The sequence below is a fragment of the Oleisolibacter albus genome (assembly GCF_003336875.1).
GTDB lineage: Bacteria > Pseudomonadota > Alphaproteobacteria > Azospirillales > Azospirillaceae > Niveispirillum > Niveispirillum album.
Genome location: NZ_QGNJ01000010.1, coordinates 1 through 18,263 on the forward strand (window position 1 = coordinate 1; position 18,263 = coordinate 18,263).

The window sequence follows — 18,263 nt, forward strand, 5'->3', positions numbered from 1 at the left end:
AATAGCCCGTCCAGGTGGCCCTGGCGGCGGTCGAGGGACGAGCGATAGCCGGCAAGGCTGCCCGGCCCGGGCGGTCCTGGACGGGACGGATCGGATGGGTGGTGATGCGGTGACGCTTGTGCCCGGGGTGGCTGTGGTGGCAGAAATGGTCACCGCACGGTGGCGGATTATCTGTTGTCACCCATCGTCCGGGCGACGCAAGAGGCGGAGAGGGAAAGGTGATATTCCATAATTCAAATAAATTTGACAAAATTATAGGCATAATTTCCCTTGGAACAAACAGATATTGGAAGATTTTCATAATTCTCATCTGCGCCGTTACCTCACATTCTGCGGTAGCGGGAGATTTCTTTCTGAGAAGTATCGGATACGTGCCGGAACATGATGGTCGAGGCAGATCTCTGTTGTGGTATGATACGGATGAGTTTTCCGGGCTTTACAAAAACGAAGAAAATCTAGTTTTTATACTCAGCCAGGGAAATGCATATTTCATGAATGATGCTGACGAACATAGCATCGAGAAAGAATTAATCGAAAAGCCGCGATATTACATTCCGGATGGCAATAAAATAGATAATATTCTTGTTTTCATTGGCCCCGATGACGCAGCGAAAAAATACATAAGCAATATATCTGCCTTGTCGAGCGGACTTTTTTTAAACTGGGAACAAATCGAAGATGTTTGCAAATATCCTTTTGGAATGACACTTGCCGTGTACGATAAAAATTCCTCAATTAGAAGCCGATTTATGTTTATAGCGAAAAGTCGGTTCGCCAAGCATCTGCTCGGCAATGAATGCATTCCAGACGATACCAGCAAGACATTCCTAATTTCCTCAATATATGGAGAAATATTTGAAATTGATAAAAATAAAATTGTCGTCGAATCGGCACGAGACAATGTGATTTTTCTGCTGGAATTGAGCGAAGACGCGCCAAAGACTAATCATTTTGGAGAGAATCATATTGTACTGAAATTTTCAGAAAAAGAGTATAGCGATTTCAAGTCAAGAAGAAACCATATAATGAATATGGTTGAGGCGAATTGTCTTCGCAACAACTATAGCAATGATGATTGTGCGCGAGAAATGGAAAAAGAAATGGAATTATTTATTAATGGAATGAAATAATCATTAGAGAAATCGGAAGAATGCGCAATTCTGGAAGGGTGTACAGATTCAGCAATCCCCTGACAGTCGCCCCCTCTGCTTAACCCATCAGACGGCTGTCTTGCGTTTGACGCCGGTGGGCCGGCATGTCCCGGCGCGGCGAACGATGCGCGCCCTCTGAGACCGCCCTCCGCCTGTGCCCCGCCCCTACCGCCAGGCATAGTTGAAGCTGATGGAGATGCGCTCGCTCTCCGCCGCGTTCATCACCACCTCATGGCGCAGCCAGCTTTCCCACAGCAGCAGCGTGCCCGGCTTCGGCTCCAGGGCGACGAAGGGCTGTGTCTCGCGGGCGGCTTTGCGCTTGCGCGGCGGCGCCGCCATCATCAGCCCCAGCCGCGGGTCCTCCAGTCGCAGTGCGCTGGCCCCGGGCGGGATCTCCACATAATAGGTGCCGCTGACCACGCTGTTGGGGTGGATGTGGCTGCCATGGAAGCCGCCGGGATCGAGGATGTTGATCCAGAGATTGTCCAGCACCAGCTTGCGGTCGCCCAGGTCCCAGTCCTGCAGCTTGGCGAAGGCCTTGACGTGGCGGTCGATCAGGCCCTTCAGCGTCTTCACCGCGGGATAGCGCCAGGGCAGGTCGTCCACCGAGGCGTAGGAGGTGTAGCCGGGATAGAGGTTGCGCGCCGACCAGTCCTGGCCGGCACCGTCATCCTCGGCGGCGCTGCGGCAGCTGGCCGCCAGCTCGGGGTTCAGGGCCAGGGCCTCGGCCAGCTCGGCCCGGTAGATCCGGGTGGCGAACAGGGTTTCCACCACAGGCCCGCCAGCGGGTGTGGCCGCGGGTGTGGTGGCGGGTCCGGCAGCGGGGCCGGTGGCGGAAGCGGGCGGCGTGGCGGCGGGGGGCGTCTCGGTCATGATCCCCAGCCTCTAATCCAAGCCCCGCCTGCCGTCAACGCGCACCCCGGCGCAGATGCCGCAGGCCCTGCGTCCCTTTGATCCGTTGTGGCGCCTGCATACGCATGGTTCCTTGCGCCCTCACCTCAGCAGGCCCCCGCGGGACAGCATCCCCGGGGGCTTTTTGTTTCCCCGCGACAAGGACCTTTTTCCGATGGACAAGACGGCCAATCCGGCGCCCCTCGGCCTTATGGGCTTCGGGATGACCACCATCCTGCTGAACATCCACAATGCCGGCTTCTTCCCCATGGCCTCCATGATCCTGGCCATGGGCATCTTCTATGGCGGCATCGCCCAGATCATCGCCGGGCTGCTGGAGTTCAAGAAGGGCAACACCTTCGCCACCACCGCCTTCATTTCCTATGGCTGCTTCTGGCTGACGCTGGTGGCCCTGATCCTGCTGCCCAAGCTGGGGCTGGCCGAGGCCACGCCGGAAGGCTTCATGGGCTGGTTCCTCTGCCTCTGGGGCGTGTTCACCGCCTTCATGTTCTTCGGCACCCTGTCGGCGCCGCGGGCCATGCAGGTGGTGTTCGGCAGCCTGACCGTGCTGTTCTTCCTGCTGGCGGCGCGCGACTGGACCCATTCCGAGGCGCTGGGCCGCATCGCCGGCTTCGAAGGCATCGTCTGCGGCGCCTCCGCCGTCTATCTGGCCATGGCCGAGGTGCTGAATGAGAAGGCCGGGCGCACGGTGCTGCCGGTGGGCTGATTGCGCCCGCGGGTCCCGGGGGCGGCATCGGCGGCGGGCGGGCGGCGTGCCCCGCCCCAGCCTGGCCGCGGCAGGGCGCGATCCGCGCCCCCCGGGCAGCGGCAAGGGCGCGCCGCGCCCCTTGGCAGCGGCGGCCAAGCCCCGTAAGACAGGGGGTCCTTCCCGTCCGAAGCCTGAAGCGGCCCCCATGTCCGATCTGCGCCCGATCCCCGTCGACGACCTCACCCTGGAGCAGGCCAAGGCCGAGCATGACGCCCTGGCCGCGGAGATCCGGCATCACCGCGCGCTCTATTACCGCAAGGACGCGCCGGAGATCGCCGACGCCGACTATGACCGGCTGGAGCAGCGGCTCGCCGCGGTGGAGGCGCGCTTCCCCGAACTGGTGACGGAGGACAGCCCGAGCCAGACCGTGGGCGCCGCCCCCGGCGCCGGCTTCGGCACCGTCACCCATGCCGTGCCCATGCTGTCGCTGGACAATGCCTTCCAGGAGGAGGATGTCCGCGGCTTCGTCGATCAGATCGTCCGCTTCCTCAACCGGCGCGATGCCGGGGGGCTGGCCTTCGTGGCCGAGCCCAAGATCGACGGGCTGTCGCTGTCCCTGCGCTACGAATCCGGGCGGCTGGTCCAGGCCGCCACCCGCGGCGACGGCCAGACCGGCGAGGATGTCACGGCCAATGTCCGCACCATCCGGGACATCCCGCAGACCCTGCCGGCCGATGCCCCCGCCCTGCTGGAGGTGCGCGGCGAGGTCTACATGACCCGCGCCGACTTCCTCGACCTCAACCGCCGTCAGGCCGGGCGCGGCGACAAGGTCTTCGCCAATCCGCGCAACGCCGCCGCCGGCTCGCTGCGCCAGCTCGATGCCCGGATCACGGCGGCGCGGCCGCTGCGTTTCTTCGCCTATGCCTGGGGCGAGCTGTCGGCACCGCTGGCCGACACGCAATGGGGTGCGCGGGAGCGGCTGGCGGCCCTGGGCTTCACCATCTCCCAGCCCAGCATCCTCTGCACCGATGTGGAGGGGCTGCTGGCCTATTACGCCCGCATCGGCGCCGAGCGGCCGGACCTGCCCTTCGACATCGACGGCGTCGTCTACAAGGTCAACGATCTGGCCCTGCAGGAGCGGCTGGGCTTCCGCACCCGCACGCCGCGCTGGGCCACGGCCCATAAATTCCCGGCCGAACAGGCCCGCACCGTGCTGAAGGCCATCACCATCCAGGTCGGCCGCACCGGCGCGCTGACCCCGGTGGCCGAGCTGGAGCCCATCACCGTCGGCGGCGTCGTCGTCAGCCGCGCCACCCTGCACAACCGCGACGAGATCGAGCGCAAGGATGTGCGGGTGGGCGACACCGTCATCGTCCAGCGCGCCGGCGACGTCATCCCCCAGATCGTCGGCGTGGTGCCGGACAAGCGGCCGCAGGGGGCGGCGCCCTTCACCTTCCCCGACCATTGCCCGCAATGCGACTCGCTGGCCGTGCGCGAGGAGGGGGCGGTGGTCACGCGCTGCACCGGCGGTCTGGTCTGCCCGGCCCAGGCGGTGGAGCGGCTGCGCCATTTCGTGTCGCGCAACGCCTTCGACATCGAGGGTCTGGGCATCGAGCGCATCCAGCTCTTCTTCGAGCAGGGCCGCATCCGCCAGCCCGCCGACATCTTCACCCTGGAAGCGCGGGAGGCCGGGCGGCTGGACAAGCTGATCGCCATGACCGGCTTCGGCCGGAAATCGGTGGAGAACCTGTTCAAGGCCATCGACGCCCGCCGGACCATCGCCCTGGACCGGCTGATCTTCGCGCTCGGCATCCGCCAGGTGGGCGAGGCCACGGCGCGGCTGCTGGCCCGCAGCTACCGCACGGTGGAGCATTGGGGCGAGCGCATGCGCGCCGCCGCCGCCGAACGCGGGGAGAAGCCGGCGGAGAAGAAGCCCGAGCTGGTGGGCGAGGCCTATGCCGAACTCTGCGCCATCGAGCAGATCGGCATGAGCGTGGCCGACGACATCTGCGACTTCTTCCGCGAGGCCCACAATGTGGAGGCGCTGGACGCCCTGCTGTCCACACTGACCACGGTGCAGCCCTATGTACCGCCGCGCGTCGCCGCCTCGCCGGTGCTGGGCAAGACCGTGGTCTTCACCGGCACCCTGACCACCATGGGCCGGTCGGAGGCCAAGGCCAGGGCCGAGTCCCTGGGTGCCAAGGTCGCCGGCTCGGTCAGCGGCAAGACCGATTACCTCGTGGTGGGGGAGGATGCCGGCAGCAAGGCGGCCAAGGCCGCGGCGCTGGGGGTCAAGACCCTGACCGAACAGGAATGGCTGGACCTCATTGCCGGCGCCGGCCCCGATGCGGGTCCCGATATGCCCCCCGATAGGGACACCGATCCCGTTCCCGGCACGCCCGCCGTCTGATCCGCGGCCGCTGCGGGTCCGGGGGCGCCGCCGCACGCCCCCGGCAGGGGCCTCAGCTGCCGGTATTGCCGTCGCCCAGACCGCCGTTGAATGCCTGCGTCAGCTCTTCCACCGCCAGCGTGGACACGGCCGGAGCGGTCCATGGCCGGCGCTCCGGCTGTGACGGCGTCTCGTCGCGATGTTCTTCCGCCATCCTTGTTCTCCCGCGCTTGATGCTGGGCCTCAACGCCCACCAAAGGTGGTAATCGCAATGGTTGCATCGGTCAAATATATAATATGACCACCTCCGCCGTACCCTGATCCGTCCCGCCAGAGCGGGGCAGGCTCACCCCGCCGGGCGCCGGACCGCCGGGTGGACAGGCCGCTGATCATCCCCGGCCGGGGCACGGATCTTCCCCTGATCTCCGCCCATCTCGGCCGCCAGCGCATGATCCAGGCAGTGGCATGACAGGCGGCAAAGCTGTCCTGCATGGGCCACGCACTGATGGAGAACCGCCACACCCTGGCGGTGGATGTACGGTCGGCGCCGGCTACCGGCACTGCCGCGCGGTGAGGCAGCGGTCACCCTGATCGAGGCCATTCCAGTCCGCCACCGCATCACCGTGGGCGCCGCCCCGCACGTCGCCCCGATCACCCGCAATCTCTGTTCCGTCATCGGCGGCCGGACCGTTCCGCCGTCAGCCTGCGTCCACTCCCGGACCTATCACATAGCAGTTTGTCGCTTTCGTTCCGGCAAGGTACAATTGAAGGGAGGGCATCGCTGTGCCGGTCGTGCCCGTGGTGGGTTTGCCGTCCGCAGCCCCCAAAAGAGCCTTGCGGAGCCGCGAATTCGACAGAGGAGCCAACCGTGCCGAAGACGAAAGACCCGGGCCTGTAGGGCCGCACGGACAATCTCGTCCGCGCGGGCCTTGAAGTCGCCTCCCGGTCCCGCCCCAATCACCACCCCGGCAAATGGGAGGCACACCACTTTGCAGACCGACCTGCCCACTCCCCCTCCCAACCTGGGCGACGAGGCGAAGCACCTGGCCGGTATGTCCGACTGTCTGATGGCTGGATCTATTACACCTCCGCCGTCGCTGTCATTGAATGCCGATTCGATGAGGCACTGCGAATGAGAGCCACGACAACAACCTTGTTCATGTTGTCCTCGGTCCTGGTTGCCACGGCGCTCACCGGATGTGGACGGTCCTGTCGTCAGGAGCCCACATGCGCTATTGCGAGCGTAGGTGCGATCAGCCTGGTGACAGCGCCGCTGTGGGGGCCACCTGTCGTCATATCTAAAACGATAAAGACTATATTTGACGCCGGTCCAATTCCACAGGTCTCTGAAACGCAAAATGAAACTATACTCGATCAAAGAGAACTTGCAATAGAACAAAAAGGCATGTTTAAAGAAAGTTATGAACAAAGACTATTTTCAGTCGGAAATGGTCGCTTTCTCCTGATGAGAAATGGAAGCGAAAGGTGGACAGGAATTTTTATCTCGACCACCGGGGAGCACGCGCCTTTCCAAGCTGAATTGCCAGATGGCTACGAGCCAATTATGATTACGCCCCTTGGACTTGTGATAAAAAATGAATCCTATAGAAAGAGTAGCCATTTCATTATAGACCTTAATGATTTTTCGTTTAAGGAAATTCCATGGCTTAATTCTGTGTGCCAAACGATAATTCCAGGTCCTTCTTTGTCCAGAAATTTTATTTCGTGCGCACTTCAAAACGGCTCGTTTGGCACATTTGACATTTTATCTGGCCAGCGCCGCTCCAATTTAACAACAGAAAATAAAACTAATTATTCGAACGTTTCTGCAGATGATTATGGTCGAACACTAGCCTTAATAGACCATGAAAACGCCGTCTACATCGGAGAAGATGGTGGCCAGAGGAAAATCAACATATCCGCGACTAAATTAATCTCAGTAGGCGCGACCAAAGAAAGCATGGGCATATGGGCATACATTGCTCCAGGAGAGAGCAAAGATGTCTCTCGCCTTTTTATTTTTGATCCAGAAAAAAACATGATCATGAACAGTGCCGTCTGCGAGCGATTTAAAACAATAGACAGCAGCGCACAATTCGCCTCAAGCCCACACAGGATAGCGGCAATCCGGTGGCATGAGGTTGTTATCGCGTCTTTAGGGCAGAGCAACATCAATAGCTTTGTTCGTATTTCTGTCGGCGAGAAGCACAGAATTGAAGCAGCGGCATTTGATTCAACTGGGGAATGGCTTCTGGTTATAAGTGATGGGCCGACCGCAAAGCTGTTTCGTTTCGCGGCGCCATCGCGCCCATGAGAGGCTGTCTGAAAACGGCTGGAATCGGGCACGCCTCATGATTGAAACGTCCCATGTGGATGCGGGACGCGCAGCCGAGGCCATGTGAGTCCCCATCCTAACGCTCCGTCCGGTGCAGCGCGAAGCCGGTGGCGCCCGGCGCTTCCAGACCGGGGCGGAGCTGCATGGCGGGAATGGTGTAATCTCCACCATTCTGCCGGCGGAACGCGATCGGCGCCGTCGTCTCCAGCGTGCGCATCCGCTCGCGCAGATGCGCCGCCGCCGCCGCGAAGCCGGCCGCATCCAGGCGGTCGGCCCGGTACAGGACATAGGGCGGCAGCACCGTGAAGCCGGGATAGAACAGCACGCCGTGCTGGATCGGGAACAGCAGGTCGTCGATGGGGCCGTTGATGCCGCGGGGACCGTAATGCTCCGCCCAGCCGCCGGCCGTGACCAGCAGCATGGCCCGCTTGCCGGCCAGGGTGCCTTCACCATAGCGGTCGCCCCAGCGCCGGTCGCTGTGCTCGCCGACGCCATAGCCGAAGCCGTAGGCATAGACCCGTTCGACCCAGCCCTTGAGGATGGCCGGCATGCCGAACCACCAGAGCGGAAACTGGAACAGCACCGCATCGGCCCAGCGCAGTTTCTCCTGCTCGGCCCGCACATCCGCCGTCAGCGCGCCGGCGGCGAAGGCCCGGCCGGAGGCGGCGGCCACCATCAGCCGCTCCTCCGGCTCCAGCACCGGGAAATCAGCGCGGTCCACCTGGGCCTTCCAGCCCTGGGCGTACAGATCGGACAGGCGCACCCGGTGGCCCTGTGCCGTCAGTTCGGCCACGGCGACATCGCGCAGGGCGCCCGTCAACGAGCGCGGTTCGGGATGGGCAAAGACAAGAAGGACATTCATGGCCGCACGCTCCTGGACGACAACCGAGGCGCCCACCCTAGACAATGTCCCGCTGTTCCATCAGATGGCATGAATGGATAGGATTATGCTGGTAAGCGGATAAATCGCACGGGAGCGACAGCGCGTGGACATCACCCTGGACCGTCTGCGGACCTTCGTCCGTGTGGCCGAGCGCGGCAGCCTGTCGGCGGTCGCCCGCGAACTGGGGATCGGCCAGTCCACGGTCACGCGCCAGGTGCAGGAGTTGGAAACGGCCCTCGGCGTACCGCTGCTGGGCCGGACCACGCGCCGCGTCGTCCTGACGGAGGAAGGCGGCCGCTACTACGCCAACGCCCTGCAGATCCTCCGTCTGGTGGAGCAGGCCGGCGACGAGGTCCGCAGCACCCGCGGTGCCACGGCCGGCACCGTCCGCGTGTCCTGCACGGCGGCCTTCGGCGTCCGCTGCATCAGCCGGCTGATCTTCGCCTTCCAGGACCTCTATCCCGAGATCGGCATTGATTTCAGCCTGACCGACGAACGCATCGACCTGCTGCGCGAGGGGGTGGACATCGCCCTGCGCCTCGGCCCGCTCAACGACAGCGCGCTGAAGCGGCGGGCCCTGGGCCACAGCCGGCGGCTGCTGGTGGCCGCCCCCGCCTATCTGGCGGCACGGGGCAGGCCCGCCGGCCCGCAGGACCTGCCGGCGCAGGAAGGCATCCGCATGGCGAACGTGGCCGGCAGCGATATGCTGGTGCTGACCGGGGCCGACAGGACACGCCATGCTGTCCCCTTCGGCGGGCGCCTGCGCCTCGACCACGGGCTGGCCGTGCGGGAGGCGCTGCTGGCCGGCCGCGGCATCGCCCCGACCCATCACTGGCTGGTGGATGACCTGCTGGCCGATGGCCGGGTCGAGGCGATCCTGACCGGCTATGCCCTGCCGCCGGTGCCGCTGACCATGCTGATCCTGCCGGAGCGCGCCGGCATCGCCCGGGTCCGCCTGCTGGCGGATTTCCTGGCCGCCAGCATCGCCCGGATCCCCGGCATCGACCGGCCCTGATCCCGGCCCTGACCCTGGCCCTGCCCCTGGCCCTGACCCTGGCCCTGCCCCTGGCCCTGACCACGGATGCCCCGCGGGCCGGGCGGAACAGTGCTCAGTCCGGCCAGCGCCGGTGCTGCCACAGCCACTGGCCCGGCGCCCGCCGCACCCAGTCGGACAGAAGATCGTTGACCTGCCGCATGGCCGCGGCCACGTCGGCGCGCAGGTCGCCGCTGCGGGCGAAGTCCAGCGGCGGGAAGGCCTCGACCCGGAAGCGGGCGCCGCCCAGCCGGGTGGTGCGGATCGGCACGACCGGCGCGTCATAGCGCAGGGCCAGATCGGCCAGCACGGTGCCGGTCATGGCGTCGCGGCCCAGGAAGGGCACCGCTATGCCCTCGTTCAGCTTCTGGTCCACCAGCAGCCCGGCATGGCCGCCCCGGCGCATGGTCAGCATCAGCCCGCGCGCCGCCTCGCGCCCCTTCGGCACCATGGCGCCGCCCAGGGGCGCGCGGGCCTCGGCCAGCATGCGGGCGACATAGGGATTGTTGGGCTGGCGGAAGACGAAGGTCAGTTCCACCCCGGCGCGGGCGCAGGCCAGGGCCGTCAGCTCCCAGTTGGCGAAATGGCCGGTCATGGCGATGCCGGGCCGGCCGTCGCCGGCCAGGGCCTGCAGATGCTCCGCCCCCACCATCTCCACCCGCTGGTCCCATTCCGCCGCCAGCGTGCCGAGATGCACATATTCGGCCATGGTGCGGCCGAAATTCTCCCAGGCGTCGGCCAGCACCGTGGCCCGCTCCGCCGCCGTCATGGCCGGGAAGGCCCGGTCGATGTTGCGCAGCACCGTCTTCGACGCGCCCAGCCGCGGCCCCAGCGTCCGCGCCAGCCAGCCGCCCAGGGCCGAGGCCCGGTCGATCCCCAGCCGCCGCAGCAGCCCCAGGAACAGCCACGCCGCCGCGGCCTCCAGCCGGTAGCCCACCCGTCGGTCCCAGCGCCGCCGCGCCTCACTGTGCCTGGCCATGGCCCCGTTCCAGCATGCGATCCAACAGCCCCTCCAGCGCCGCCGCGTCGGCCCACTCCACCGTCACCGGCAGCACATGGACCGCATCCCGCAGATCCGCGGGCAGCCGCACCGCGTCCTTCTCCGTCGTCACCGCCACCAGCCCGTCCCGCGCCGCCCGGCGCAGCAGATCCTCGATCTCGGCCCGGCTGTAGGGGTGATGGTCGGCGAAGGCAAGCGTTTCCGCCAGCACCGCCCCCAGATCCGCCAGGGTGGCGAAGAATTTCTGCGGCCGGCCGATGCCGGCGAAGGCCAGCACCCGCCGCCCGGCCAGGGCCGCCGCCGCGGCCGGGTCCGGTGCCAGCCGCCCGCGCAGCAGCGGCAGCCGGCGGCGCTCCTCCCGCGCCGCCAGCAGGGCCGCGACCCCGGCCCGGTCCTCGCCCAGCAGCACCAGCCCGTCGGCCCGCGCCAGCCCGTCGGCCAGCGGTTCGCGCAGCGGCCCGGCCGGGATCACCCGGCCATTGCCGAAGCCCGCCGCGCCATCCACCACCAGCAGCGACAGGGACTTGGCCGGGTCCGGGTTCTGGAACCCGTCATCCATGATGATGGCGCCGGCCCCGGCCGCCACCAGGGCCGCGGCCCCGGCGGCGCGGTCGCGGGCGATCCAGGCCGGCCCGCGCGCCGCCAGCAGCAGCGGCTCGTCGCCCACCGCCGCCGCCCCGTGCCGGGCCGGGTCCACCGCCAGCGGTCCGGCCAGCCGGCCGCCATGGCCGCGCGACAGGGTGCGGGCATCGATGCCGCGCGCGCGCAGCCGCCGGGCCAGGTCCAGCACCACCGGCGTCTTGCCGGCGCCGCCGGCCACGAGATTGCCCACGCACAGCACCGGCACCGGCGCCGTATAGCGCGGCGGGCGCGCCAGCCGCCGCCGCGTGGCCAGGGTCCACAGCCCGGCCAGCGGCGCCAGCAGGACAGCGGCCGGCCCCGGCGGCCGGCTCCAGAAGCCCGGCGCCCTCACGCCCGCCCCCCGCCTGCGGCCCCGCCCATCAGCCCGCCCCCTGCCCGATGCCGGCGCGGGCCAGCAGCGGCCCCAGCGCCTCCACCATGCGGTCGGCGGCATGGCGGTTGCGCTCCGCCACCTCCAGCGCCGCCTGGCTCTGCGCCCGGCAGGCGGCGGGATCGGCCAGCAGCCGGGAGAGCTGGGTGCCCAGGGCGTCGGCGTCATGCACCCGCAGCGCGCCCTCCGCCGCCTCCAGCTCGGCCGCCACCTCGGCGAAATTGTGCATATGCGGACCATAGAGCACGGCGCTGCCCAGCAGGGCCGGCTCGATGGGATTGTGCCCGCCGACGGGGGTGAAGGAGCCGCCGACCACGGCGATGGGCGCCAGCCGGAACACCAGCCCCAGCTCGCCCAGCGTGTCCACCAGCCAGACCTGGGTGTCGGCGGCCGGGCTTTCCCCGGCGGAGCGCCGGGCCACGCGCAGGCCCCGCGCCGCCAGCAGGGCGGCGATGGCGTCGCCGCGCTCGGGATGGCGCGGCGCCAGGATGGTCAGCAGGTCCGGCCGCGCCGCCCGCAGCACCGGGTCCAGCCCGGCGGCGATCTCCTCCTCGCCGGGATGGGAGCTGGCGAAGGCCCACACCGCCCGCCCGGTCAGGGCGTCGGCCAGCCGGGCCAGCTCGGCATCGTCACAGGGCAGCGGCTCGGCCGAATATTTGAGATTGCCGACACAGCGCGTGTCGGCCAGCCCCAGCCGGCGCAGGCGCTCGGCCTCCACCGCCGTCTGCGCCAGGGCCAGGGTGAAGCCCGACAGCAGGTGGCGCACCGTCTTCGGCACCCGCCGCCAGCGGGCGAAGCTGCCGGCACTGAGCCGGGCATTGACCAGGGCGCAGGGGATGCGGCGGCGGCGCACGCCGCCCAGCAGGTTGGGCCAGAACTCCGATTCGACCCACAGCGCCAGATCGGGCCGCCAATGGTCCAGGAAGCGCTCCACCGCCGCCGGCAGGTCCACCGGCACATATTGATGGAAGGCGCGCGGCGGCAGCCGCCGGGCCATAAGGTCGGCGGAGGTGACGGTGCCCGTGGTCACCAGGATCGACAGGGCCGGGTCGCGGGCCAGCAGCCGCCCGATCAGCGGCAGCACCGCCAGGCTCTCGCCCACGCTGGCCGCATGCAGCCAGATCAGCGGTCCGGCCGGGCGCGGACAGGCGGTCCGGCCCAGCCGCTCGCCCCGCCGCAGCGGGTCCTCCTTGCCGCGGGCGGTGCGGCGGCGCAGCAGCAGGTGGACGGCGGGGGCGGCCAGACAGGTGAGGCCGCGATAGAGCAGGTCGAGGATCAAGGCGGGGACAAGGGTCAGGGCGGGAGGGGGACAGGATCGGGCCGGGTCGGCGGCGATGGCGGCGGGCACCCTAGCACGGCCATTGTGGCGGGAGTAAGGGCCGCACATCCTGCCGTCGCCCGCACGGCGGGGACGGCGGCGGGAAAAACCGCGCCGCGCGCGTCCTTTGGGGTCTTGACGCACGGCCCGGCAGGGCCGACCTTTGGGGATGCGGGGATATGGCTGTCCCCTCTGGTTTGACGGGAGCGTTGGTATGACATCGGCCAAATTCCTCACGACCCTGCGCCTGGCGGCCCTGCCCCTGGCGGTGATGGTCGCCGTGGCCGCCGTTTCCGCGCCGGCTGCGGCCCAGCAGCCGGGTTCAGCGCAAGCGGGCATGGCGCAGACGGTGAACGGGTTCGAGCGCCTGCCGCCGCGGGCGCCGCTGCCGGGTGAGCGCGCCGCCGGTCTGGCCCAGGCGGCCCCGGCCCTGCCCGGCACCGACACCGCCCTGGCGCTGCAGCAGAGCCGGGACGCGGCGGAGGATGACCAGCCGGTCCGCTTCTCCATGACCGGCACCCGCATGATGGGCGGCAGGACCACCGGCGCCCGCGCCGACCATTATCTGGGCGACGGCGTCGCCGTCTATGACAGCCGCGGCATCGAGACCGGTCCCTATTACGGCTTCGGCTACGGCCAGACGCCGCACATGGCCTACAACGAATCGTATCTGCGCTACCGCTACAATGGCAACATCGCGGGCGTGCCGTCGGTCAGCGCCCCGTCCACGCTCTGGCGGGACTGATGCGCCGGGACGCATGGGGCTCCGCTGTCCTGTGTGTCCTGCTGACTACACCCGGCGCCCTGGCCGAACAGGCCGTGCCGGGCGCTCCGGCCATGGCCCAGGCCCAATCCGGCTTGGCCCAGTCCGGCTTGGCCCAGATCAGCCCGGCCCAGTCCGGCCCGGCCACAGCCCGCCTCGGCGGCGTGACCACCATCATGATTCCCCGCACCGCCCCGGCCGGCCCGTCCCCGGGCGGGTTCACGCTGCTCAACCCGGAGGAGGTGCAGACGGCCGCGCGGGACGCCGCCCTGCGCCCGCCGCCCTGTTCCGGCCGCAGCCATGCGGGGCGGGAGATCGGCAGCCTGATCGGCGGCCTCGCCGGGCTGGCCGCGGCCATCGCCCTGTCCGATGACGATGACGGCCGCGACGACCAGCGCGCCGCCCAGGCGGCCGGCGCCATCATCGGCGGCACCGCCGGCTATCTGGCCGGGGCCTGGTATGACGGCCCCGACAGCTGCGGCACCACCCGCCTGCCCGACCGGGTGCCGGTGATCTTCCTCAGCGACGACCAGCTGGACCGGCTGGAGCACCGGCGGCAGACGCCGGGACAGGCCACCCTGCCCCCGCGCGAACCCGGCCGCTGACCCGCCGCGCCGCGACAGGGCGGCGGGCATGGACGACAGCTCCGCCATCCCCGGACCGCCATTTTCCGCTCGCCTCGCCGCCGGCTTCGTGCCAGCAAGGGCCGGATCTGGAGGAGCCATGCTGGACATCTATATCGACGCCGATGCCTGCCCGGTGAAGGAGGAGAGCTTCCGCGTCGCCCTGCGCTACGACCTTCAGCTCTATCTGGTGGCCAACGGCCCGTTGCGCGTGCCGGCGGAGGGCAAGGTCCAGCTGGTGGTGGTGCAGGACAGTTTCGATGCCGCCGATAACTGGATCGCCGAGCGCTGCGGGGCGGGCGACATCGTCGTCACCGCCGACATCCAGCTGGCCAAGCGCTGCCTGGACCGCGGGGCCAGGGTGGTCGGCCCCAACGGCCGCCCCTTCACGGCGGCCAATATCGGCAGCGCGCTGGCTTCGCGGGCGCTGATGCAGGATCTGCGCGACATGGGGCTGGTCCAGGGCGGCGGCCCGCCCATGAGCCGGCAGGACAAGTCCCGCTTCCTCCAGGCCCTGGACCAGGCCGTCAACGACGCCCGGCGGGGCCGCTGACGGCGGATCGGAGGGGGCGCCGCTGCCGGGCCTACTGAGCCCGGCGCCTGGCCCGGCGGGACATCATGTTCAGCCCCTCGATCAGGGCCGAGAAGGCCATGGCGGCGTAGATATAGCCCTTGGGCACATGGGCGCCGAAGCCCTCGGCGATCAGCGTGGTGCCGATCAGCAGCAGGAAGCCCAGGGCCAGCATGACCACGGTCGGGTTGTTGTGGATGAAGGTGGCCAGCGGCGTGGCCGCCACCAGCATCACCGCCACGGTCACCAGCACGGCCACCACCATGATCGGCACATGCTCGGTCATGCCCACGGCGGTGATGATGCTGTCGATGGAGAACACCAGATCCAGCAGCAGGATCTGGCCGATGGCGGCGCCGAAGCCCAGCGTGGCCGTCTTGCCGTCGAACAGGTCGGGGCCGGGATCCGGGTCCACAGTGTGATGGATCTCCTTGGTGGCCTTCCACACCAGGAACAGGCCGCCGGCGATCAGGATCAGGTCGCGCCAGGAAAAGCCCTTGCCCAGGATGCTGACCACCGGCTCGGTCAGCTGCACGATGATGGCGACCGTGCCCAGGAGCGCCAGCCGCAGCACCAGCGCCCCGCCGATGCCGAAGCGGCGCGCCCTGGCCCGCTGCGCCTCCGGCAGCTTGTTGGTCAGGATGGAGATGAAGACCAGATTGTCGATGCCGAGCACGACCTCCATGGCGATCAGCGTCGCCAGGGCCGCCCAGGCGGCCGGGTCGGCCAGAAGAAGCATCAGGCTATCCATGGATTAACATCCTCACCGGGAAACAGCGGAAAGACGGGCGGAGCCTATGACGCGCCGCCGCATCGGACTGGTACAATAAGCGCACCGCGGGCGCCACTCCCGTTGCAGCAGGCAGCGCGGCGGCGCGGAACCGAAAACGGTAGGGGACGAAAACGGCACGGGGCGGAGACGGCGGGGGTTGGGCGCACACGAAAAAGCGCCGCGACCTCTGGGGAAGGTCGCGGCGCCCGGTCCGGGGCCGGCGATGTGGTGAGAGGGGGGCACGGGGGCCACACCGCCCGCGGTCCGGTCCGTTTCTGTCAGCGGCCCGGCAGCGGGCCGCCCATGGCGATCAGATCTCCTCGTCGCCGAAGCCGCCCTCGTCGAAGCCGCCCTCATCGAAGGCCGCCGCCTCGGCCGGCAGGTGTTCACCGGCGGCATTCATGGCCTCCTGGGCCACGGCCTCCCCGCCGGAGAACATGTCGGCCAGGGCATTGCCCAGCAGCATGCCGCCGGCCACACCCATGGCGGTCTGCGCCGCACCGGCCAGGAAGCCGCCGCCGGCCCGCGGCTGGGCGGCATAGGCTGCCAGCCGCGGATCGGTCTGGGCCGGCTGCCCCCAGGGGGCCGCAGCCGGCGCGGCGGCCGTCTGCACCGGCCGGGACGGCGGACGCGATCCGCCGAACAGGCTGCCGAACAGCCCGCCGCTGCGCGACGGCTGCACCTGCTGCTCCAGCGCCGTCACCCGCTGCTGCGTGGCGGCCAGCGCCTGCTCCAGCATGACCAGGCTCTGGGCCATGAGATAGGGGGCCGCCGGCTGGCGGCTCACCTGGTCGCGGATATAGGCCTCCGCCTCGGGGTCGCGCGGGCCGCTGTCGGCCTGGCGCAGCTTGGCGAACAGGTCATCAATGATCTGACGTTCGGTCTGATCCATGGTCGTCTCGAAGAATCGTCTCGGATAGGGAGAGGGGAAGGTTCCGCCGGACGCACAGATTCCGCAGTCACCGGCGGCAGGGCAGCAACCGCCATGGGCGGAACCGCTGCGGCCGCGGCGCTTGGCATCGATCTGCGCTCATTCCGTCGGGGACCCTGCCGCCCTGCGGCAGACGCCGGCGACAGGGGGTAAAGCGGGTCAGTGCCTGGGGAAGGGTCGATGCAGGCTGGTCATATGATCACTCCAAGTGCGGTCACGCCCGTCGGCGCAAGAGCAGGTGAAGAGATCCGACATCGCGACTACGTCTATGTCGCCAGAGGGGCCCGGATCCGAACGCTGCAGACGTGGGAAGACCCCGCCCCCCTGTCAAGGGCGCGGCGCATGGAAATCGTCTGCCGGGCGAACGGCATTCTCCCGTATGGCACCCTCTTGCGCCGGGGCCAGACCGCCTAGCGGTGGAACTTTGGCTGGCTTCCACCCGTCTCAATCTCCTAGGCTGACAGCAGAAAATTGGCGCTCAGCCGGTACGGTGCATGGAGGGGCCATGTCCGAGGAACTGAAGCTCCGGGTCCGGCGGGCCGCCTTCGGCACGCTGGCGGCCCTGGCGCTGCTGCTGATCCTGCTCCAGGGCATCTTCGCCGTCGTCGTCGGCGGCGAACGCTGGGTCGATCACACCCATGATGTGCGGCTGACGGCCCAGCGCCTCGCCACCGCCCTCGGCACAGCCGAAGCGGCCCAGCGCGCCCAGCTGCTGTTCGGCGACCATCTCTCCCTTCCCCGCTACCAGCTGGCCCGGCAGGACACCATCGAGGCACTGGACCGGCTGCACCGCCTGGTCCAGGACAATCCGGACCAGGTGGCCGCCGTTGCCGCCCTGCGCCCGCTGGTGGAACGGCGCCTCACCGATCTGGCCCGGACCCTGGATCTGGCCGGGGGCGGCGCCCGCGATGCGGCGATCACCTTCGCCCGCGAGGCCGCCCAGCGCGCCCTGCCGATCCCCGAGCGGCTGGCCGCCATCCAGGCGGCGGAGGGAAAGCTGCTGGCCGAGCGCGAGGGGCGGGTTGAGATCCTGCGGCTGGTTTTCCTGGCCGGCGGCATCGCCATGGCCGTGCTGCTGGGTCTGCTGCTGTGGCGCCAGTTCCGCCGGGCCGTCAGCGAGGCGGAGCGGGAAATCGTCGAGCGGGCCAACCTGGAACGCGTTCTGGAGGAGAAGCTGGGCCTGCTGCGGGAGATCAACCACCGTGTCGGCAACAGCCTGGCCATGGTCGGCGCCCTGCTGCACATCCAGACCACCGGCGCCGCCGACACCCGCATCCGCACCGCCCTGCAGGAGGCGCGGGCACGGGTCACCGCCGTCGGGCGCGTGCATCAGCGGCTGATGAACGCCGGCACGGTGGACACGCTGGATCTGGCCGAGCATCTGCCGGCCCTGTGCGACGAGATCGTCCTGGCGCTGGACCGCACCGGGCAGATCGACAGCCGTGTCCGGGGCAGCATCGTCGTGCCGGTGGAAACCGGCGTGGCCCTGTCGCTGCTGATCAACGAACTGGCCGCGGCCACCCTGCTGGCCCGTGGGTCAGCGGAACCCGGTCCGTTGCGGCTGGCGCTGCGGCGCGAGGGGGAGGCGATCCTGCTCACCCTGACCGATCCCGCCGGCTGCCTGCCCGAAGACCTGTTGGGGCCGCACCGGCTGGACCGGACGGGTGACTGGGATGCGCCGGGTGGACAGGAGATGGGCGTCCGCAGCATGGTCGTCGCCGCCCTGCTGGGCCAGTTGGGGGCGACACCGGTGCTGAAGCCGGACAGCAGCGAACTGCGCCTGACCATTCCCGTCGTCTGGCCCGTGCCCCGCCCCGCCCCCGCGGCCGCCGCGGCCGGCGGCTCCTGACAGCGCCGGCCGCGCGTCACCCGGCCGCGACCG

17 protein-coding genes and 1 pseudogene are annotated in these 18,263 nt (G+C 68.4%); 10 read left to right on the top strand and 8 right to left on the bottom strand.

What is annotated here, in order from left to right:
* The first annotated feature begins 116 nt into the window (after window positions 1–116).
* A complete protein-coding gene (locus DK368_RS21435) occupies window positions 117–1,130 on the top strand; it encodes a hypothetical protein (RefSeq protein ID WP_155524582.1) in 1,014 nt (337 codons plus the stop codon).
* A 186-nt stretch (window positions 1,131–1,316) separates the two neighbouring features.
* Here DK368_RS21435 and DK368_RS14155 read toward each other — a convergent pair whose 3' ends face one another.
* Window positions 1,317–2,024, bottom strand: coding sequence for a TIGR02466 family protein (locus DK368_RS14155; protein WP_114394625.1), 708 nt, complete (start codon window positions 2,022–2,024; stop codon window positions 1,317–1,319).
* A gap of 193 nt (window positions 2,025–2,217) precedes the next feature.
* Between DK368_RS14155 and satP the strand changes: the two genes are divergently transcribed.
* A complete protein-coding gene (gene satP, locus DK368_RS14160) occupies window positions 2,218–2,769 on the top strand; it encodes an acetate uptake transporter (RefSeq protein WP_114394626.1) in 552 nt (183 codons plus the stop codon).
* A gap of 187 nt (window positions 2,770–2,956) precedes the next feature.
* Entirely contained in the window at window positions 2,957–5,161 is a 2,205-nt protein-coding gene (gene ligA, locus DK368_RS14165) for an NAD-dependent DNA ligase LigA (RefSeq protein ID WP_114394627.1), read from the top strand.
* 52 nt (window positions 5,162–5,213) lie between these two features.
* Here the strand turns inward: ligA and DK368_RS21440 are convergent, their stop codons facing one another.
* Window positions 5,214–5,354: a hypothetical protein gene (locus DK368_RS21440; protein ID WP_155524583.1), complete on the bottom strand. Its 141-nt coding sequence runs from the start codon at window positions 5,352–5,354 to the stop codon at window positions 5,214–5,216.
* 255 nt (window positions 5,355–5,609) lie between these two features.
* Here DK368_RS21440 and DK368_RS22075 point away from each other — a divergent pair.
* Together DK368_RS22075 and DK368_RS21665 are read left to right on the top strand one after the other, a co-directional pair.
* Window positions 5,610–5,829: pseudogene (locus DK368_RS22075) on the top strand (IS5/IS1182 family transposase); the annotation flags it as partial.
* 572 nt (window positions 5,830–6,401) lie between these two features.
* The gene (locus DK368_RS21665; protein ID WP_162306036.1) at window positions 6,402–7,454 is read left to right on the top strand and encodes a hypothetical protein; all 1,053 of its coding nucleotides are present in this window, start codon (window positions 6,402–6,404) and stop codon (window positions 7,452–7,454) included.
* Window positions 7,455–7,551: 97 nt separating this feature from the next.
* Here DK368_RS21665 and DK368_RS14180 read toward each other — a convergent pair whose 3' ends face one another.
* Window positions 7,552–8,337 carry an NAD(P)H-dependent oxidoreductase gene (locus tag DK368_RS14180; protein WP_114394628.1) on the bottom strand — a complete coding sequence of 262 codons (786 nt, stop codon included), beginning with the start codon at window positions 8,335–8,337 and terminating at the stop codon, window positions 7,552–7,554.
* A gap of 124 nt (window positions 8,338–8,461) precedes the next feature.
* On the opposite strand from DK368_RS14180, the gene DK368_RS14185 reads away from it, so the two are divergent.
* The gene (locus DK368_RS14185) at window positions 8,462–9,373 is read left to right on the top strand and encodes a LysR family transcriptional regulator (protein ID WP_114394629.1); all 912 of its coding nucleotides are present in this window, start codon (window positions 8,462–8,464) and stop codon (window positions 9,371–9,373) included.
* A 94-nt stretch (window positions 9,374–9,467) separates the two neighbouring features.
* On the opposite strand, the gene DK368_RS14190 is transcribed toward DK368_RS14185, so the two are convergent.
* The 3 genes from DK368_RS14190 to DK368_RS14200 are packed head-to-tail and all read right to left on the bottom strand — an operon-like array spanning window position 9,468 to window position 12,751.
* The gene (locus DK368_RS14190; RefSeq protein WP_114394630.1) at window positions 9,468–10,370 is read right to left on the bottom strand and encodes a lipid A biosynthesis lauroyl acyltransferase; all 903 of its coding nucleotides are present in this window, start codon (window positions 10,368–10,370) and stop codon (window positions 9,468–9,470) included.
* Window positions 10,354–11,364 carry a tetraacyldisaccharide 4'-kinase gene (gene lpxK, locus DK368_RS14195; RefSeq protein ID WP_114394631.1) on the bottom strand — a complete coding sequence of 337 codons (1,011 nt, stop codon included), beginning with the start codon at window positions 11,362–11,364 and terminating at the stop codon, window positions 10,354–10,356. Before lpxK ends, DK368_RS14190 begins: the two co-directional genes overlap by 17 nt.
* 28 nt (window positions 11,365–11,392) lie before the next feature.
* Window positions 11,393–12,751 (bottom strand): 3-deoxy-D-manno-octulosonic acid transferase, encoded by a 1,359-nt coding sequence (locus tag DK368_RS14200; RefSeq protein ID WP_240002502.1) that lies wholly within the window; start codon window positions 12,749–12,751, stop codon window positions 11,393–11,395.
* Between the two features lie 184 nt (window positions 12,752–12,935).
* Between DK368_RS14200 and DK368_RS14205 the strand changes: the two genes are divergently transcribed.
* The 3 genes from DK368_RS14205 to DK368_RS14215 all read left to right on the top strand — a co-directional run bounded on the left by DK368_RS14205 (window position 12,936) and on the right by DK368_RS14215 (window position 14,660).
* Window positions 12,936–13,466 carry a hypothetical protein gene (locus DK368_RS14205; protein WP_114394632.1) on the top strand — a complete coding sequence of 177 codons (531 nt, stop codon included), beginning with the start codon at window positions 12,936–12,938 and terminating at the stop codon, window positions 13,464–13,466.
* Window positions 13,466–14,089, top strand: a complete 624-nt coding sequence (locus DK368_RS14210; RefSeq protein ID WP_114394633.1) for a hypothetical protein — start codon at window positions 13,466–13,468, stop codon at window positions 14,087–14,089. Before DK368_RS14205 ends, DK368_RS14210 begins: the two co-directional genes overlap by 1 nt.
* A gap of 121 nt (window positions 14,090–14,210) precedes the next feature.
* The gene (locus DK368_RS14215) at window positions 14,211–14,660 is read left to right on the top strand and encodes a YaiI/YqxD family protein (protein WP_114394757.1); all 450 of its coding nucleotides are present in this window, start codon (window positions 14,211–14,213) and stop codon (window positions 14,658–14,660) included.
* A gap of 31 nt (window positions 14,661–14,691) precedes the next feature.
* Here the strand turns inward: DK368_RS14215 and DK368_RS14220 are convergent, their stop codons facing one another.
* Both DK368_RS14220 and DK368_RS14225 read right to left on the bottom strand, forming a co-directional pair.
* Window positions 14,692–15,429, bottom strand: a complete 738-nt coding sequence (locus DK368_RS14220; protein ID WP_114394634.1) for a TerC family protein — start codon at window positions 15,427–15,429, stop codon at window positions 14,692–14,694.
* 331 nt (window positions 15,430–15,760) lie between these two features.
* Window positions 15,761–16,342, bottom strand: a complete 582-nt coding sequence (locus DK368_RS14225) for a DUF2076 domain-containing protein (RefSeq protein ID WP_114394635.1) — start codon at window positions 16,340–16,342, stop codon at window positions 15,761–15,763.
* A 544-nt stretch (window positions 16,343–16,886) separates the two neighbouring features.
* On the opposite strand from DK368_RS14225, the gene DK368_RS14230 reads away from it, so the two are divergent.
* Entirely contained in the window at window positions 16,887–18,230 is a 1,344-nt protein-coding gene (locus DK368_RS14230; RefSeq protein ID WP_162306037.1) for a sensor histidine kinase, read from the top strand.
* Window positions 18,231–18,263: the final 33 nt, after the last annotated feature.